The sequence below is a fragment of the Pontimicrobium sp. MEBiC06410 genome, assembly GCF_053601615.1.
Genome location: NZ_JBSHNT010000147.1, coordinates 167,528 through 184,760 on the forward strand (window position 1 = coordinate 167,528; position 17,233 = coordinate 184,760).

Genomic DNA, 17,233 nt, shown 5'->3' on the forward strand with positions numbered 1-17,233 from the left:
TAGATTTTTATTGCATAAACTGAAGTTAATTCAAACTTACAAAACAAATAATTATGATAACTCAAATGCAACAATTACTAGAGCAAAGTGCTAGTAAATATCAAGATAAAACTGCAATTAGTTTTTCTAAAAAAGACTATTCATTTACAGCCATAGAGCATGAGTCTAATAACCTAGCTTGTTATTTTCAAACTTTGGGCATACAGCGTGGTGATAGAATTGTTATTTTATTAGGTAATACTATTGAAACCATTATTTCCTTCTGGGCCATTTTAAAAGTTGGCGCTATAGTAATTCCAGTTGGAACAGAAATGAAAACAGATAAAATAGATTATATTTTAAATGATTCTAGAGCTTCAATATTAATTACAAACGAAACTATTGCTCTAGAAAACAAAGCCATTTTTAAAGCTCATAGGTTAAAGAAAGTCCTTATTTCTAATCTTACAAAAGCACAACCAGAACCTTGGATGGAAGCTTTTGAAAATGCTTTAGTTACAAATTCTAACACTTTAATCCCTTCAGGGGTAATAAGCATAGACCTTGCTGCCATTATATATACTTCTGGGTCTACAGGAGAGCCAAAAGGTGTCATGCATACGCACGATAGCATGCTTGCAGCAACACACTCGTTAAATACTTATCTAAGTTATAATTATAAAGACAGGGTGCTCTGCGCACTACCTCTTTCATTCGATTATGGTTTATACCAAATGATTATGTCTATTTCAACTGGAGCTACATTGGTATTGGAGAAGGAATTTACATGGCCTATTTTTTTATTAAAGAAAATAGCTACAAAAAAAATAACCATATTACCAGGAGTACCAACTATGATTATGCTTCTGCATGAACAAAATAAAGTTAAAAATTTCGATCTCTCTAGTGTTAGAGCTGTTACCAATACTGGAGCTGCTTTAACTAGAACAAATATTGAAATGATAAAAACGTTATTTACCAATGCAAAAATTTTTTCTATGTATGGGCTTACTGAATGTAAGCGCTGCACTTATTTACCTCCTGAAGAGATTGACTCTAAAATAGATTGCGTAGGTATTGCTATACCAAATACCGAATTATGGCTAGTAGATGATGATAACAATAAAATAACAACACCTCATCAAATTGGACAACTTGTTATTAGAGGCGCTACTGTTATGAAAGGGTATTGGAATAAACCAAGCAAAACTGCCGAAAAGTTAAAAACTGGAATTTATCCTGGAGAACAAGTACTCTATACTGGCGATTATTGCTCCCTAGACGAGGATGGATACCTTTACTTTAAGGGTAGAATGGACCATATGATTAATTCAAGAGGTATTAAAGTAAGTCCTAAAGAGGTTGAGGATTTTATTGGAACGCTTCCAGAAATAAATGCTGTTGTTATTACAGGAATACCACACAAAGATTATGGAGAAGCTTTATTTGCTTTTGTTGTTTTAAAAGAAGCTCAAAATATTAGCGAAATGTCTATTATTCTTGAATGTAAAAAGGCTCTTGAAGCATATAAAGTTCCAGAGCATATTTCTATAATACCAGCAATGCCCAAAACACCAAACGGGAAGTTTAATGTTATTGCATTAAAAGCCATGGCTTTAGAATTTTTAAACAGTAATATTAAAACTCAAATCTAGCTATGGATACATTAATTTCTAATAGATTAGATATTACCGTTAACGGATTTTGTTTAAAGGCTAAAACATGGGGAAAACCTAACGGCAAGCCTATTCTTGCCATTCATGGCTGGCTAGATAATGCTAATTCGTTTAATAAAATTGCTCCGTTATTAAATGACAATTTATATATAGTTGCTATAGACTTAGCAGGTCATGGTTGGTCTCAGCATCGTGAAAATAATGGAAATTATTATTTATGGGACTACGCTACAGACCTTTTAAATTGTATAGATACATTAGGGTGGAAAACGTGCTCTATCTTGGCGCATTCTTTAGGTACTGGTGTTGCTTCTATAATTGCTGGAGCTTTTCCTAACCGTGTAGACAAACTCGTTTTTATAGATGGTTTAGGAGCTCCTTTTGTTTCAAAAGAAAAGAAAATAGCTCTCGATTTTAAAACTGCTTTTCAGCAACTTAAAATGGCAAAAAAAACCAAACTTTATGGTTTTTCTCCTAAGGACACTATAACTTTTAAAACTAAAGCAGATGCCATTAGAGACAGAATGGATAATGTTATTAGCCCTATTTCATACAATGCATCTAAGGCACTTATAGAACGTGGGGTAATAGAAGTTTCTGGCGGTTATCGTTGGTCTCACGATCCCAAAATAGCATTACCAAAGTTTCATAACATAACGGAAGCGCAAGCGCAGCAATTTATTAAGCATATAAATTGCGATACGCTCCTAATATTAGGCAATCAAGGTCTTTTTTCTAACAATCTATTCCATTCTAGGTTAAATCTTTTAAAAAAGGCAACTACGCATTGGCTAGATGGTAACCATCACCTGCATTTAGAAGAGGCTCATAAAACTATTGCCGAATTAACAAACCAATTTTTTAAATATTAAAATATACATTACAATGAAAAAATTAATTATAATACTATTAGTACTTTCACTTCCGATAAGCTTAGCTTACAGTCAAGAAACTGAAAAATTAGAAAAAAAGAAAAAAGCCACTTTTGCTACTAAAATAGTGCAAAATACTGCTGCTGGTTTTTTTCCCATTTTCTTTGGAAACTTTGAAACCAATAAAAACTTCGATATTACAATGTACAGTATTTTCTGGACCAATGGCGCCTTTGGTAATGGGGATGGAAATGACCTTTTATTTGAAGTAGCAGCTGGTCTAGGATTTAAATTATTGAATAATAAACTATACCTCAATCCTTCTCTTGGGTTTGCATCTGGTAAATGGCTATCTAATGACACAGGGACAAAAGTAGGTGAGGGTTTTATACCTAGTCTTTATGTAAATTATAATGATGCTACTTTTGATATTGAAGGTTTTTTAGAATATTACAAATCGATTAGAGGTAATGATGACATAAAGACCAGAGACTTTATATTAAACTGGTTTGCTCCTGGCATTAAAACTGGAAAACGGGTAGTTATTGGTGCCTATTATGAAACTTTAGACATTACCAGAAATGAAGATGCTCCAAATAATTTACAAATTTATCAATGGCTAGGTGGGTCTGTTAAATTGAAGTTCGATAAAGGTATCGCTTTTAGAATTTCTGCTGGTAGAAACTTAAATACAGATGTGGGGCTATCTGACGAGTTTTATAGAGTATCTGCTTTTATTCCTTTTTAATTATTTTTTTGTAGAAAAAGGCTTGAGAATAATTAAATTCTCAAGCCTTTCTTTTTAACATAAAAGCCTCTAAAAAAAGAGGCTTTTATTTTATATTACATCGTCATTAGCCTTCAGTTTTTCGGTGTTTTCAGCTAACATTAACTCGTCTATAATTTTCTGAATGTCTCCATTAATAATATTAGACAAATCGTAAAGTGTTAATCCTATTCTGTGATCTGTTACACGTCCTTGTGGATAATTGTACGTTCTAATTTTTGCACTTCGGTCTCCTGATGTTACCATAGATCCTCTTTTTGCAGCGTCTTCAGCATTTTTCTTTTCTAGCTCCATATCATAAAGTCTTGACCTCAAAACTTTAAAAGCTTTCTCCTTATTTTTATGCTGCGATTTTTGGTCTTGACATTGCGCAACTAACCCTGTTGGTATGTGTGTTAAACGTACTGCGGAATAGGTTGTATTTACAGATTGCCCTCCTGGTCCTGAGGAACAGAAAAAATCTACTCTTACTTCTTTTGGATCAATCTCTACATCAAATTCTTCTGCTTCTGGAAACACCATTACTGTTGCGGCACTCGTGTGCACACGTCCTTGTGTTTCGGTCTGCGGTACACGTTGTACACGGTGTACTCCAGCTTCGAATTTAAGCGTTCCATATACGTCTTCTCCACTAACTTCAAATTGTATTTCTTTAAATCCTCCATTAGTTCCTTCACTATAATCTACGGTACTTACTTTCCACCCTCTACCTTCACAGTACTTAGTATACATTCTAAATAAGTCGCCTGCAAATATACTTGCTTCGTCTCCTCCTGTTCCTGCACGTAATTCTACTACTGCATTCTTAGCGTCTTCTGGATCTTTAGGAATTAGTAATACTCTTATTTCTTCTTCTAATCTTGGAATGCCTTCTTTGGCTTCTTCTAGTTGCATTTTTGCCATGTCTACCATTTCGGCATCACTTCCATCTGCAATTATTTCTTCGGCTTCTGCAATATTATTAGTGAATTCTATATAATCTTTACGCTTATCCATAAGAATACGTAAATCTTTATATTCTCTATTTAGTTCTACATAGCGCTTTTGATCTGTAATAATATCTGGTTGAATTATTAAATCGCTTACCTCATCAAAACGTTGTTTAACTATTTGTAATTTTTCTAACATCTATATATAAAATTGTAAAAACAAAAGTACGATAATTTCTCAAACTGTATGCATTTATAACTTGTTATGCTAACATGAAAAATATTCTATATTATTTTTCGTTATAAACTATATGCTTAACCAGTTTCGCGCTATATTATATTATTATAGACCTTTAGCTTTATGGTCTTTTTTGGTTACTATTATATTAACTATAGTGGGTCCAGAACTTATTCTTGCTTTATTAACAAAGTTATTTTTAATGGTTTTATTCTGGTTTTTAATTAACGATACCAGAGTGCGTAAAAAGTTGAAGTTTTATAAAATGGTAGGTGTTTCTAATTTTAAATTAATTACTGTTTTATATATTTTAGATTGCTTTATAACTTGTTCGTTTTTACTTTTAATTAAAGGATTTATTTAATTTGTCCTCCTCTATATTCTTTTTTAAACGGCAATATACAATACAATAACATTGTAGATAATGCTAAAACATGAAACGATCTATTAAGGTAAAAAAATATTTTTACACCTCCGTAATATGCAATAGCATTAAATATCATGCTTAAAATAAGCATAAAAACGAACAGAATATAGTATACTGATTGGATGGAATTGTATTTATAATTATAAATACTTGCAAAAAGCCCCATAGTTACTACACTTATTCCAAATACAACCATAACTATATTTTGCAGTATATTTTTATGCGCTATATTAATTAAGTTTAATATTTCGAAATACAAGTATAGGTTTATAATGACTAAAAAAAGTAGTACTAGTATAACATACTTATTTAAACTTAAGAAATTTATTTTGGGATAAACATAAATGGAAATGCTTATATAGGCCACCCCAATCATGAGTAATGTAAGCTTGTCAAAGAAAAATTCTTCATAAAAAAGCATAAATCCATCTGCCATTACAAAACATATGTATGCTACTAAAAAGTTTCTTTTTTTATAGCCTTTAAATAATAGGAATACAATAAAGAGGACAAGAGTACTTATTAATTTAATTACTCTTGTATACTCTAAGTTAAAAGAATAAATACCTACGCAGTTATAAATAACTAATACTAATGCGAGTATAGGAATTATTTTTTTTAAATTCATTAGGTAGCTTCAGAATACAACATACAAAAAGTAAGAATATTCTCTAATCTAGCAATTATTTTTAATAATTACTAATCTAATGCTACTTAACGAATAGATAAGAACAAAAAAAGTAGTTTACTACTTTTTTATTTTAAAAGTCTAAAGTAACGCCAATCCCAATTTGTTGTTTCCATTGCACCTTAGCACCTTCTTCTGCTAATTCTTCACCATTGTCAATTTCAACTTGAGTTTTGGTATCGTTATCGTATTTTAAATGAGATCCTAAAGTTGCTTTTACATAGGCATTAACTTTAAAATCTAGGTTAATTTCCCAATTAACATCTACATTTCCAAAGCTATTAAAGTAATCTGTATAAAGGCTTAATGCATTTTTTAAGGCTATGTTTTCAAAAATAACAGTCTCGTAGGCATTCGTTATTAATATTCCTACTTCTGTTCTAACTTTTTCTCCCTCTTTTATAATATCTCCGTTATCATTTACAACAGCAGATTCTACACCAAAAGCTCCTGCATTTGCCAAGTCATCATCTAACACAAAGGTTCCTTTTACAGTTAATGGCGAAAAGTAAAAAGAAAACGTTTCTATATCTCTACCGTATTCCATTCCTGTACCAAAAAACAAATAGCCTGGCGCCATAAATTTAGAAATAGGTTTAGATTGATTAGGATAACTATATCCATTTGAAAATTGCGATTTAAAATTAAATTTAGCTGTATAATACCAGTTTGTAAGGGTATCTTTTTTATAGCCTAAACTAGAGTTTATCTCTATTAAATCGTCAGTTTTTCTAACATCTTGAGCTTGTTGCTTATTAATGCCATAGCGTCCAGAAATAGTATTATTCCATATTAACCCTTCTTTTTCATGCTTTAAGGAAGATAACACACCTAACAAAGCTGAAACTGAGTTAACACCTCCCGAGTTCCAATTTACAAAGGCTACTTCATTTACATCTAAGTTTACTTTATTTTTTTGAACCCAAGGTTTTTTTATTTCTAGGGTATCGTTTTTTACAGTTAAGGAATCTGTTTGTGTCGTTGCTACATTTGCACATAAAAGCAACAAAAGACATATAGCATTTCTCATTAGACTATATAAATATATTTAAAAAAGGTTAATAGTTAAATTCTCCGAACTCACTTTTAATAGTTAATTGTTTTGTTTCTGAAGCTTTTACTTCTCCTATTATTTGAGCGTTTACATTGTAACGTCTAGAGATAGAAATAATTTCTTCTGCAACTTCTGGAGTTACGTATAGTTCCATTCTATGTCCACAATTAAATACTTGATACATTTCTTTCCAATCGGTTTTAGATTGTTCTTGTATTAATTTAAATAATGGTGGCACTGGAAATAAATTGTCTTTTACAATGTGTAAATTATCTACAAAATGTAAGATTTTTGTTTGCGCTCCTCCAGAGCAGTGTACCATTCCATGAATAGTATCACTATTATATTTAGATAAAATATCTTTAATTATTGGCGCATAGGTTCTTGTTGGCGATAGTACTAGTTTACCAGCGTCTAGTGGAGCATTTTCAACTGCATCTGTTAATTTCACATCTCCAGAATACACTAACTCTTTTGGTACTGCGGCATCAAAACTTTCTGGATATTTTTCTACTAAATAGTTATTAAAAACATCATGTCGTGCAGAAGTTAATCCATTACTTCCCATGCCTCCATTATATTCTTTTTCGTAAGTGGCTTGACCAAAGCTTTCTAAACCAACAATAACATCTCCTGCTTTTATATTTGCATTATCTATAACATCGCTACGTTTCATTCTTGCAGTAACTGTAGAGTCTACTATTATTGTTCTTACTAAGTCGCCTACGTCTGCTGTTTCTCCTCCTGTAGAATGTATGGTTACTCCAAAACCTTTAAGTTCTTCTATTAATTCTTCGGTTCCATTAATTATAGCAGAAAGGACTTCTCCTGTTATTAAGTTTTTATTTCTCCCTATGGTAGAGGATAGCATAATATTATCTGTAGCTCCTACACAAAGTAAGTCATCAATATTCATTATAAGAGCATCTTGCGCTATACCTTTCCAGACAGAAATATCTCCTGTTTCTTTCCAATACATATACGCCAAAGCACTTTTTGTTCCTGCTCCATCTGCATGCATAATTAAACAGTAATCTTCATCGTTAGTTAAATAGTCTGGAACTATTTTACAAAACGCTTTTGGAAACAAGCCTTTGTCTATATTTTTTATTGCATTATGCACATCTTCTTTAGATGCAGACACACCTCTTTGACTATAACGTTTACTTATTTCTGAGCTCATAATATTATGTTGTTGTGCAAATATATTTATAAAAAAAAAGCACACAAATTAATTGCATGCTTTTACTCATATTTTATATCCCAGAATGGCACATTGTTATTTAACTATTTCCAATCTGGCATCTTTGCATCTTCTACTATAGTTGTTCTAGAATCTATTATACCTATATCTAAAATTTGCATATTTTTTTGAGACACTCCATCATTTGATGTATTTACAAAAATAAGTTTGGCTTCGTTAGGTGAAAAACGTGCATCTAAATCGTTAGTTCCTCCTGCTTTATTTATAGATACATTAGTATTTACTGTAGAGGTTATGTTATAAATAAACATATTTGTATTAAGCTGTCTATACTCTGTGTTTTCATTTTCAGAAACATCTCTAGTGTATAGTAATGTATTTCCATCAAAAGAAAAGTCTAATCCTCCTGCTGCTCCAGGCGTGCCTGTTAATATCGTTTCTTGAATAACACCCAAAGTATTTATTGTATATATTTCTACATTATATCCATCATTATTATTAGTTTTTACAGCTATTTTAGATGTGTTTTCGTTCCAATCTACTTCGGTAACAAAGTTACCATTTGCTGTTTGGTGTATTTGAGACAATGAAGCTCCTGTTGTTGTTATTTGATATAATTTATCGAAACTAGGGTATAGTATTTGTGTATCGTTACTTTTCCATGAAAAATCTATTTCCTCTAGATTAAAGCCTGTTACACTTACAGTATTGGTTACTTGAAATACGCTTGTACCATCTAAATCCATAGTGTAAATGTGTGTTTCTCCTCCATTAGATCTTAAAAACGCTATTTTATCTATTGTATTTGCTTTTCTAGGCCTCCAACTATTAGATGATGATGATGTTAATTGAAACTCGTTACCAGCTTCATCTGAAGAAAAAATAACATTATTGCCATTAATTTTTCTAGTAAAAAAGATTCTATTATCTGGGTATTGTACTGTTTTAAAATTATATACTTCGCTTAAAATAGGTTCATTAATACCATCTGAAGCTGAGACTTGCCAGAAATATTTAGTACCATATTGTAATCCAGACACCATGTAGGTTTCCTCTGTTATATCTGTAAACTCTAATACATCGGAATTTTGGTCGTTTAATAGCTTTAAGATATAGGTTAAAGTATCGTTTTCAGGATCGCTACCAGACCATGTTAAAGTTACTGCTATTTCGGCATTTACTGTATTATCTGCTGGGCTAATTAAAGTTGGTGCATCTGGAGCATCGTTATTTGCTGTTTCTACATCTAACTCAAAAATAACAGTAGAGTTATTTTCTTCTGTTACCGTTACCGATTCGAACTCCGTTAAAAACCCTTGTTTTTCGGCCTGTATGGAATAACTTTGTGTTTCTATATTTGGGATTGAAAAATTCCCATTGGCATCTGTAAACACAATACTAGTACTAGGACTTGTACTTATTTTTACATTATCTAAAGGCTCATTATTTCCAACTGTAACGGCCTTTCCTGAAATTCCGCCTTTTCCAGTTATCGTTATTTTGTCTTCGCTACAATTAAAGCATAGCAGCAGAAATAGAGACAGACAAATGTATGTTATATTAGTTTTCATCGTTTTCAATTTTTATTAGGCTTATCCTTTAATTTAAGTTTTTGCGTTTTTTTTTATTAGCTCTATTTTTTTTCTTTAAAGCTTTTAATTCTCGCTTTGCTTCTAACTCTTTCAACTTCCCTTCATCTAATTTTTTATTTTTTCTTTTAGAAAAGTAATAGTTCACTCCAAATCCTGCTCTATAAAAGGTATCATCACGTTTCCCTGCTTCTACAAAATCTAACTCATCACTAAACACATAGTTATAATCAACAAATAATTGTATTCCTAAGTTATTAGTTATTAAATACTCTACTCCCAACCCTGCTTGTATTTTAGGGTCTACAGAGGTAAAATAATTAGCTGCATTAACACCACCTCCTGCATAAAGAAATGGTGTAAACTCATCATAAGGTAAGATGTTATATTCTAGATTAAAATCGAAAGACATGAAGCCTTCGTTTAACAATTCTTTATTTTCAAGATTATATTTATAATAAGTGAAATTTGTATTCAAGCTTGGGGTTAAAAAATATTTTAGACCTACTCGACTATTAAACTCTGGTTGTGGGTTTGGTAAATCACCATCTATTAATGTAACACCCAAAGCTCCTGTTGCTGCCACTGTACCTCTACGCTCTTTTAAATATCGGTCGTATAATGCTGTTGAGTTTGCTTCATCTTGTTCTTCTTTATAGGCGTCTATTAACTCTTTTGTTTCTTGCTCGTTTAATTGAGGGCTCCATAGGTTTGCTGCTATACCTTCTATAATAAGAGATTCTACTGCTTTTTCTATAGATTCTTTTAATGCTAATTGTACAGGTTCATTTTTTGTAAATCCAACCTCAGCTTCTAGTAGTCGTTGAAAATTTACATACTTAAATAAATTGGCTGATACTGCTTGAGATAAAATAGTTTTAGAGACATAAACGGTTTTTAAAATCTTTCCGCTAGATGTAGATACTGCTCTTAAATATACTGTAATACGATCTTGCCTATATTGAGTTGAAGTCCCTATCCCGAAATATCGAGCACCGGCTCCTCCTGTTACTATATTTGTATCGTAAGAGATAACCCCGCCTTCTAACAATATTCCTGCATATAATAACGGTGGTAATTGTGGCTCATTAGGATTTTTATTTTTTCTATATTCATCTCTGGTAGAGCGAATAATGTTTCTTTCGTTTAAAAGATTTCCTAAATTTTCTCTCTCTATTGGTGTAAACCATTTAGAGTCCTCTAGGGCTTTTATTAATATTGTTGTTGCTCCTTGAGATACGGCTGTACTAAATGTACTTCCGTTTTCTACGGCTTTGTATTGCCCTGTTTGGTCTTTAAAATTATAAACACCAGCAACTACTGGTTTTTGAGGTAACGGAAATTCTTTTAGTGTTTTTGTTACTTCGGTATTTTCTCCTAATCTTGCTTTTTGTTGGGTTATGGGTTGGTTAAAATAGGTTCCACAACTCGTTAGAATAAAAAACAAAACAACAGCGTAAATAGATTTACGAGTACATTTCATATTATTTTCAATTAGTTAATTAGTTAGGGACTATTATTTGAGTTTGCTCTCCTGTATTTGTATCTAAAATATCTACAACTAATCCTTCTGCAGATTCATAGATTTCCAATGACAACGTTCCAAAAGTAAATGTGCCTTCTTGCAAACCTTCTCCTAATTGCGTATTAAATAGCGTTCTAGACAGTTGCCCTAGCAATTGCCTATTTAAATTCTCTGAAAATTGCTCTAATTCTGACTCATCTGCATTACGTGATGTTGCATCTGGATCTGTAAAACTATTTTGGGCATTGGCCGAATTTAAAAGCCAAGTGTAATTAAATGTATCGCCTCCAAAAGCTGGGTTTATTGGCTCATAAGTTAATTGTTGACTAAATCCACAATAACTTATTAATGCCAAAGCAAGCAGTGTTAGTTTTTTCATTTATTTATAGTTTAGTTGGTTATTAATAGCGTTTTATTGTTTTAGATTCTTTCTCTAATGTTTTAAAATGAACATACACTTTTTTTATTGCTACATCATTCATTTTTACCAAATAATTGTTTCTTGGTCTTACAAAAAATGAGAATATTATTTGGTCTCCAACAATAACTTCTATTTTAGTGTTAGAGCCAATTGCTAAAACTTCTTTTATGGTTACAATGTTACTCCCGTTAATATTATTTCTAGAGTATAATGCATAAAATAATCTATAAAAATCTCTCCCTGGTTTTGTTTTAGTGTCTTCTACAACAATCCCCCTAAGCTCTACTCCGTCTTTAGAGCCATCGTCTACATCTTTAGATTCTTTTTCTAGTGCTTTAATTATTTTTTGTTTGGACACTGTAGTGGTGTTATCTGTTTCGTTTAATACAACTCTATCTTGTCCTATAATTTTATCATTTAGATTATAAATTAATAGCAATAAAATAATCCTATCGTCTTCATTAGCATTAATTGTGGTTGTTGCTAACTCTTTTTTTTCGTTTGGTTTTAAAACGATACGTCCATTCTGGTCATTTTTTGATCGATTTGAGTTTTTTGAATTCGTTTTTATAACAGACAATTTATACCTTAAACTCTTATTAAGTTCTGTTTTATTAAATGCTGTTCCTGTAATTTTTATAAACTCATTATTTTTATCAAACTGTATTTTAGCTTCTACATTTTCGTTATAGCGTTTTTGAGTAAAGCCTTGTAACGAACATAAAAACAGGCTTAACAACAATAGTATTTCCTTACTGCATAACACCCTTATTTTAATTTTCATTTTTTAATTATAATTTCTTACAATTATAGTTTGGTTTTGCCCCTGCATGGAAACCTTAAGTTTCTCTGAAATAGAATTACCTCCAAAAAGTGTTAAGTTCTGGTTATTTCCTCTTTGATTTACTTCTATAGTATGTGATGCATTTTTAAATACATTAACATCTAGAACGGAATGATTATTACCTAATTGAAAAATAGATTCCTTTATAACATCACTTTTAATATTTACTGTTGCAATATTTGAATTTCCAACCTGAAAAAAATTAACATCACTACTATTTGACGTTGTATTAGAACTAATTTTATTATTATCTCCTATTTGCGAAATAAAAACTGCATTTTCGTTTGATACTGTATATGCTTCTGCTGTTTTTACAGTTTCTTGATTAAGTAAAAAATTTTGTTGCGCTTCTTTATTTTTAAACCCAGATAAAGTGGCGTCTTTTGTATTATTTTTATATGTTTGAGCTGTAGTATAGTTACTTATTGAAACAAACAATATCACTAAAACAATTTTAATTATAGTTTTCATGTTTCACTCTTTTATTTCATCAAAAGCACTGAATTACAGTAACTAAAGATAAAAAAATTAAACAATATTTTCATTATTTTATTAAAAAAGCATAAGAGCACCTCTAAAAATGCTCTTATACTAATTTTATAATTAAAACTAATAATTAATACATAGTTTTAGTCATTTTGAGTTACAGAAGACATGTTTCCGTTACCAATTTGGTTTACCGTACTGGTATGCGCTGTCCCATTTTGGTCTACTGTACTTATATTACTGTTTCCTAACTGATTAACTAAACTTGAGTGACTTACGCCATCTTGATCTACTGTACTTACATTTAAGTCTCCTGTTTGTGTTACTGTAGATAGGTTTAATGTTCCTGTTTGGCTTACTGCACTTGTATTAAAATTACCATCTTGCACAACAGAAGAACCATTAGTATCACCTGTTTGTGTTACTGTACTACCATTATTAGTTCCTGTTTGATCTACATCGGACATATTAGTGTTTCCTACTTGTATTGTAGTACTATTATTTAAATCTCCAATTTGATCAACAAAAGAGTCATTAGCATTTCCTGCTTGGCTTGTAAATTGCCCGTTATTATTTCCTATTTGAGAAACGTAAGACTCATTATCGTTTCCTTGCTGAATTGTTGTAGATCCATTAGCGTTTCCTTCTTGATAAGTAACTGCTATATTATTATCTCCTAATTGTAATACTCCACTTCCGTTATTGTTTCCTATTTGATCTGTATCACTATTATTAAAGTTTCCTGTTTGAGATGCTACACTAAAGTTTGTATCTCCTGTTTGGTCCATGTCTGATACGTTATCTTCACCAAATTGTCCATTTCCAGCATAATTATCGTTTCCTGTTTGCGTTTCATCGCTAATGTTACGGTTTCCTTGTTGATTAATTCCTGCGAAATTATCATCTCCAAACTGGTCTATATCTGCATCATTTTCATCTCCTGTTTGAATTACTAACGCTTCATTTGTATTTCCGCTTTGGTTTACATCATTAGTGTTTAAGTTTCCTGTTTGTGTAACATCTGAAAGGTTTCCGTTACCATTTCTTTGGTCTACATCAGAGAAGTTATCATCTCCAACTTGCACTACCGAACTTACATGATCTTGTCCAGATCCATCATAACCTTGTCTTACATCTGAATAGTTATTGTTTCCTTGTTGATCTGTAGTACTATTATTTTGGTGTCCCCATTGGTCTACATAAGAGTAATTATCATTACCTGTTTGATCTAAATCTGCAACGTTATCGTTTCCATCTTGCCATGCAAAAGAAAAGTTAGCATCTCCTGTTTGATCTACATCACTTACGTTATTATCGCCAACAGTACCTTGCCTAACTTCTGAATCGTTTCCGTTTCCTGTTTGTGTAACATCAGATTCGTTATTGTTACCAACTTGTCTTACTACAGATTGGTTATTGTCTCCAATTTGATTAACATCTGAATCATTATCATCCCCTGTTTGGTCTACATCCGAATCATTTACATCTCCATACTGCCCGACAAAAGAGTCATTGTTATTGCCTGTTTGGTCTACATCTGAAATATTGTTATCTCCAATTTGATCTACAAAAGAATCGTTATCGTTTCCTGTTTGTGACTGACTAGAGGTATTATCATCAGAACCACCAGCATCCCCATACTGATCGTTGTGAGCATCATTGTTATTACCTGTTTGATCTACGGTACTAACATTACCATCGTTTGGTCCTGCTCCAGTTCCAAATCCTTGATGGATATCAGACTCGTTATCATTTCCAATTTGTGTTGCTACAGATGTATTATTATCCCCTCTTGAATCTACATCTGAATCATTACTAACGCCATCTTGCGTTACTGTGTTTGTGTTTGAATCTCCCCATTGATCTACATCTGAGTCATTTGTCATTCCTGTTTGAGAAACAGTTGAAGCATTCATGCTTCCATTTTGAGTTACATCGCTGTTGTTCATTTGTGCGAACATTACTGTTCCACACATTAGCGCAGCTGCGCTTAAGATTAGTTTTTTCATTTGAATTGGATTATTAATTAATAGTCTCTAATATATATCCAGAACCTTAAAAGTTAAATACACTTCGTCGATGTTTTCGACGATTTTTACACAAAGCTCGTCAAAATACATTAAAACGTAATCCTTTTACTACAATTAAAAATCTAGGCAAAAAAAAGCCGACAAAAGTATTTTTTTATCGGCTTAAATGTTATTTAGTGAACAATAATTCTCTATACTTGGTTAACGGCCATAACTCATCATCTACCAGTAGTTCTAGCTTATCGCAATGATATCGTATCTCTTCGAATAGCGGCTTCACTTTTTCGCAATATTCTGTTGCTTTGACACTTACGTCATTTATTAGGTTTGCTTTTTTACGAATTTCAGTCATTTTTGTAACTGTATCATTAATTTTTAAGATATGAGAAGATATTTCTTCTATAAGTTCTAACTGTGCTTTTCCTACCTGTTTATAGTCTTCTCCATAGATATCTTTAAGTCCTTTTACATTTTCTACTAGTATGTTTTGATACTTAATTGCTGTAGGTACAATATGGTTTCTTGCAATGTCTCCCAAAACACGACCTTCAATTTGTACTCGCATGATATAATCTTCCATTTCAATTTCGTATCGTGCTTGTATTTCCACAGAGTTCATTACTCCTAAATCTTCATATAGTTTAATCGCTTTTTTAGAAATTTTTGCTTGTAAGGCTTCTGGCGTATTTTTATTATTACTCAAACCTCGTTTTTTTGCTTCTTTTTCCCAGGCCTCTCCATAACCATTGCCTTCAAATAAAATAGTTTTAGATTTTTTAATATATTCTCGTAATATGTTAAAGACAGCATCGTCCTTTTTCATATCCTTTTTTTCTATAAGCGTATCTACTTCAGTTTTAAATTCTATTAATTGTTTTGCTACTATAGAGTTTAATAGAGTCATTGGGTTAGCGCAATTAGCTCTAGATCCAACTGCTCTAAATTCAAATTTATTTCCTGTAAATGCAAAAGGAGATGTTCTATTTCTATCGGTATTATCTAATAATATTTCTGGAATTTTCCCTACTACATTTAACTTTAAATCTGTTTTTTCTTGTGGCGATAGTTTACCTGTTGTTACATTTTCTAGTTCATTTAAAACTTTGGTTAATTGATCGCCAATAAATACAGAGATTATTGCTGGCGGTGCTTCGTTAGCCCCCAATCTATGATCGTTACTTGCTGATGCAATTGTTGCTCGTAACAACTCTTCATTATCATTTACAGCTTTTATTGTATTTATAAAAAAGGTTAAAAACTGAAGGTTACTCATTGGGGTTTTCCCTGGGCTTAATAAATTGACTCCAGTATCTGTACTTAAACTCCAATTATTATGTTTACCAGACCCGTTTATTCCTTTAAATGGTTTTTCATGAAATAACACTTTAAAACTATGGCGTTCTGCAACTTTATCCATAACATCCATTAGCAATGCATTATGGTCTACGGCCAAATTAGCTTCTTCGTATATGGGCGCTAATTCAAATTGATTAGGCGCTACTTCATTGTGTCTTGTTTTTACAGGAATCCCTAATAACATACACTCTGTCTCTAAATCTCTCATATATGCCATAGCTCGATTAGGGATGGTTCCGAAATAATGATCGTCCAACTGCTGTCCTTTTGCAGAGGCATGCCCTAGTAAGGTGCGTCCTGTTAATAAAACATCTGGTCTAGAGGATACTAATGCACTGTCTATTAAAAAGTATTCTTGTTCCCAACCTAAAGAGGCATTTACTTTTTTTACATTTTTATCAAAATACTTACAAACTGCTACTGCTGCTGTATCTATAGCTTGTAATGCTCTTAATAAAGGGGTTTTATAATCCAACGCTTCTCCTGTATACGATACAAATACTGTTGGTATACATAGTGTAGTCCCGTATACAAATGCTGGCGATGTAGGATCCCATGCTGTGTAACCACGCGCTTCAAAGGTATTTCTTATGCCTCCGTGAGGAAAACTTGAAGCATCTGGCTCTTGTTGCACTAGTTGACTTCCTCCAAATCGTTCTATAGCATGCCCTTCTCCCATGGTTTCAAAAAAGGCGTCATGCTTTTCTGCAGTTGCTCCTGTTAATGGCTGAAACCAATGAGTATAATGTGTAACGCCTTTAGACAAAGCCCAATCTTTCATAGAAGACGCAATTTGGTTTGCTATGCTTCTTTCAATTTTCGATCCTTTTTCAATTGCATTAGTAACACTTTCAAAAGCATCTTTTGTAAGTGTTTGTTGCATTTTAGCTTTATTATAAACATTATTTCCAAATAATTCTGAACGTCGTTTCGTTTCAGTAATTTTTAATGGAGTCCTATTTAATGTTTCTTTAATCGCAAAAAATCGTAATGTAGCCATAAATTAACTCTTATTTTTTTACAAAGATAGTGTTTTGAGTCTATTTTTAAACAAAATTAAATTACACCCCCTAAAAAATAGGGTTTAAATTCAACAATAAAATATTTTATTATTTTTTACCTCCTTTT

14 protein-coding genes are annotated in these 17,233 nt (G+C 31.9%); 3 read left to right on the forward strand and 11 right to left on the reverse strand.

The features are described from left to right. Positions 1 to 53: 53 nt before the first annotated feature. The 3 genes from ACVC08_RS08130 to ACVC08_RS08140 are packed head-to-tail and all read left to right on the forward strand — an operon-like array spanning position 54 to position 3,275. Positions 54 to 1,634, forward strand: coding sequence for a class I adenylate-forming enzyme family protein (locus ACVC08_RS08130; protein WP_452601672.1), 1,581 nt, complete (start codon positions 54 to 56; stop codon positions 1,632 to 1,634). Between the two features lie 2 nt (positions 1,635 to 1,636). Beyond that, positions 1,637 to 2,527 (forward strand): alpha/beta fold hydrolase, encoded by an 891-nt coding sequence (locus ACVC08_RS08135; RefSeq protein WP_452601673.1) that lies wholly within the window; start codon positions 1,637 to 1,639, stop codon positions 2,525 to 2,527. Positions 2,528 to 2,540: 13 nt separating this feature from the next. Continuing rightward, entirely contained in the window at positions 2,541 to 3,275 is a 735-nt protein-coding gene (locus ACVC08_RS08140) for a DUF6733 family protein (RefSeq protein WP_452601674.1), read from the forward strand. Between the two features lie 90 nt (positions 3,276 to 3,365). Here the strand turns inward: ACVC08_RS08140 and prfA are convergent, their stop codons facing one another. From prfA to ACVC08_RS08195, 11 genes are all read right to left on the reverse strand, one after another. Then, positions 3,366 to 4,442, reverse strand: a complete 1,077-nt coding sequence (prfA, locus tag ACVC08_RS08145) for a peptide chain release factor 1 (protein ID WP_452599927.1) — start codon at positions 4,440 to 4,442, stop codon at positions 3,366 to 3,368. 395 nt (positions 4,443 to 4,837) lie between these two features. Continuing rightward, a complete protein-coding gene (locus ACVC08_RS08150) occupies positions 4,838 to 5,536 on the reverse strand; it encodes a hypothetical protein (protein ID WP_452601675.1) in 699 nt (232 codons plus the stop codon). Between the two features lie 133 nt (positions 5,537 to 5,669). Next, complete coding sequence (locus tag ACVC08_RS08155) at positions 5,670 to 6,626, reverse strand: DUF3078 domain-containing protein (RefSeq protein ID WP_452601676.1); 957 nt, start codon at positions 6,624 to 6,626, stop codon at positions 5,670 to 5,672. A 28-nt stretch (positions 6,627 to 6,654) separates the two neighbouring features. Next, the gene (locus ACVC08_RS08160; protein ID WP_452601677.1) at positions 6,655 to 7,833 is read right to left on the reverse strand and encodes an AIR synthase related protein; all 1,179 of its coding nucleotides are present in this window, start codon (positions 7,831 to 7,833) and stop codon (positions 6,655 to 6,657) included. A 104-nt stretch (positions 7,834 to 7,937) separates the two neighbouring features. Then, positions 7,938 to 9,425, reverse strand: coding sequence for a carboxypeptidase regulatory-like domain-containing protein (locus tag ACVC08_RS08165; RefSeq protein ID WP_452601678.1), 1,488 nt, complete (start codon positions 9,423 to 9,425; stop codon positions 7,938 to 7,940). Positions 9,426 to 9,453: 28 nt separating this feature from the next. Then, on the reverse strand, positions 9,454 to 10,926 hold the full coding sequence (locus ACVC08_RS08170) for a CsgG/HfaB family protein (RefSeq protein WP_452601679.1): 1,473 nt from the start codon (positions 10,924 to 10,926) through the stop codon (positions 9,454 to 9,456). A 19-nt stretch (positions 10,927 to 10,945) separates the two neighbouring features. Beyond that, a complete protein-coding gene (locus tag ACVC08_RS08175; protein WP_452598799.1) occupies positions 10,946 to 11,347 on the reverse strand; it encodes a curli production assembly/transport component CsgF in 402 nt (133 codons plus the stop codon). Positions 11,348 to 11,369: 22 nt separating this feature from the next. After that, the gene (locus ACVC08_RS08180; RefSeq protein WP_452601680.1) at positions 11,370 to 12,173 is read right to left on the reverse strand and encodes a CsgE family curli-type amyloid fiber assembly protein; all 804 of its coding nucleotides are present in this window, start codon (positions 12,171 to 12,173) and stop codon (positions 11,370 to 11,372) included. A 3-nt stretch (positions 12,174 to 12,176) separates the two neighbouring features. Further along, entirely contained in the window at positions 12,177 to 12,704 is a 528-nt protein-coding gene (locus tag ACVC08_RS08185; protein ID WP_452598801.1) for a hypothetical protein, read from the reverse strand. A gap of 158 nt (positions 12,705 to 12,862) precedes the next feature. Next, on the reverse strand, positions 12,863 to 14,728 hold the full coding sequence (locus ACVC08_RS08190) for a hypothetical protein (protein ID WP_452601681.1): 1,866 nt from the start codon (positions 14,726 to 14,728) through the stop codon (positions 12,863 to 12,865). A gap of 190 nt (positions 14,729 to 14,918) precedes the next feature. Beyond that, positions 14,919 to 17,105, reverse strand: a complete 2,187-nt coding sequence (locus tag ACVC08_RS08195) for a glutamine synthetase III family protein (protein ID WP_452601682.1) — start codon at positions 17,103 to 17,105, stop codon at positions 14,919 to 14,921. Positions 17,106 to 17,233: the final 128 nt, after the last annotated feature.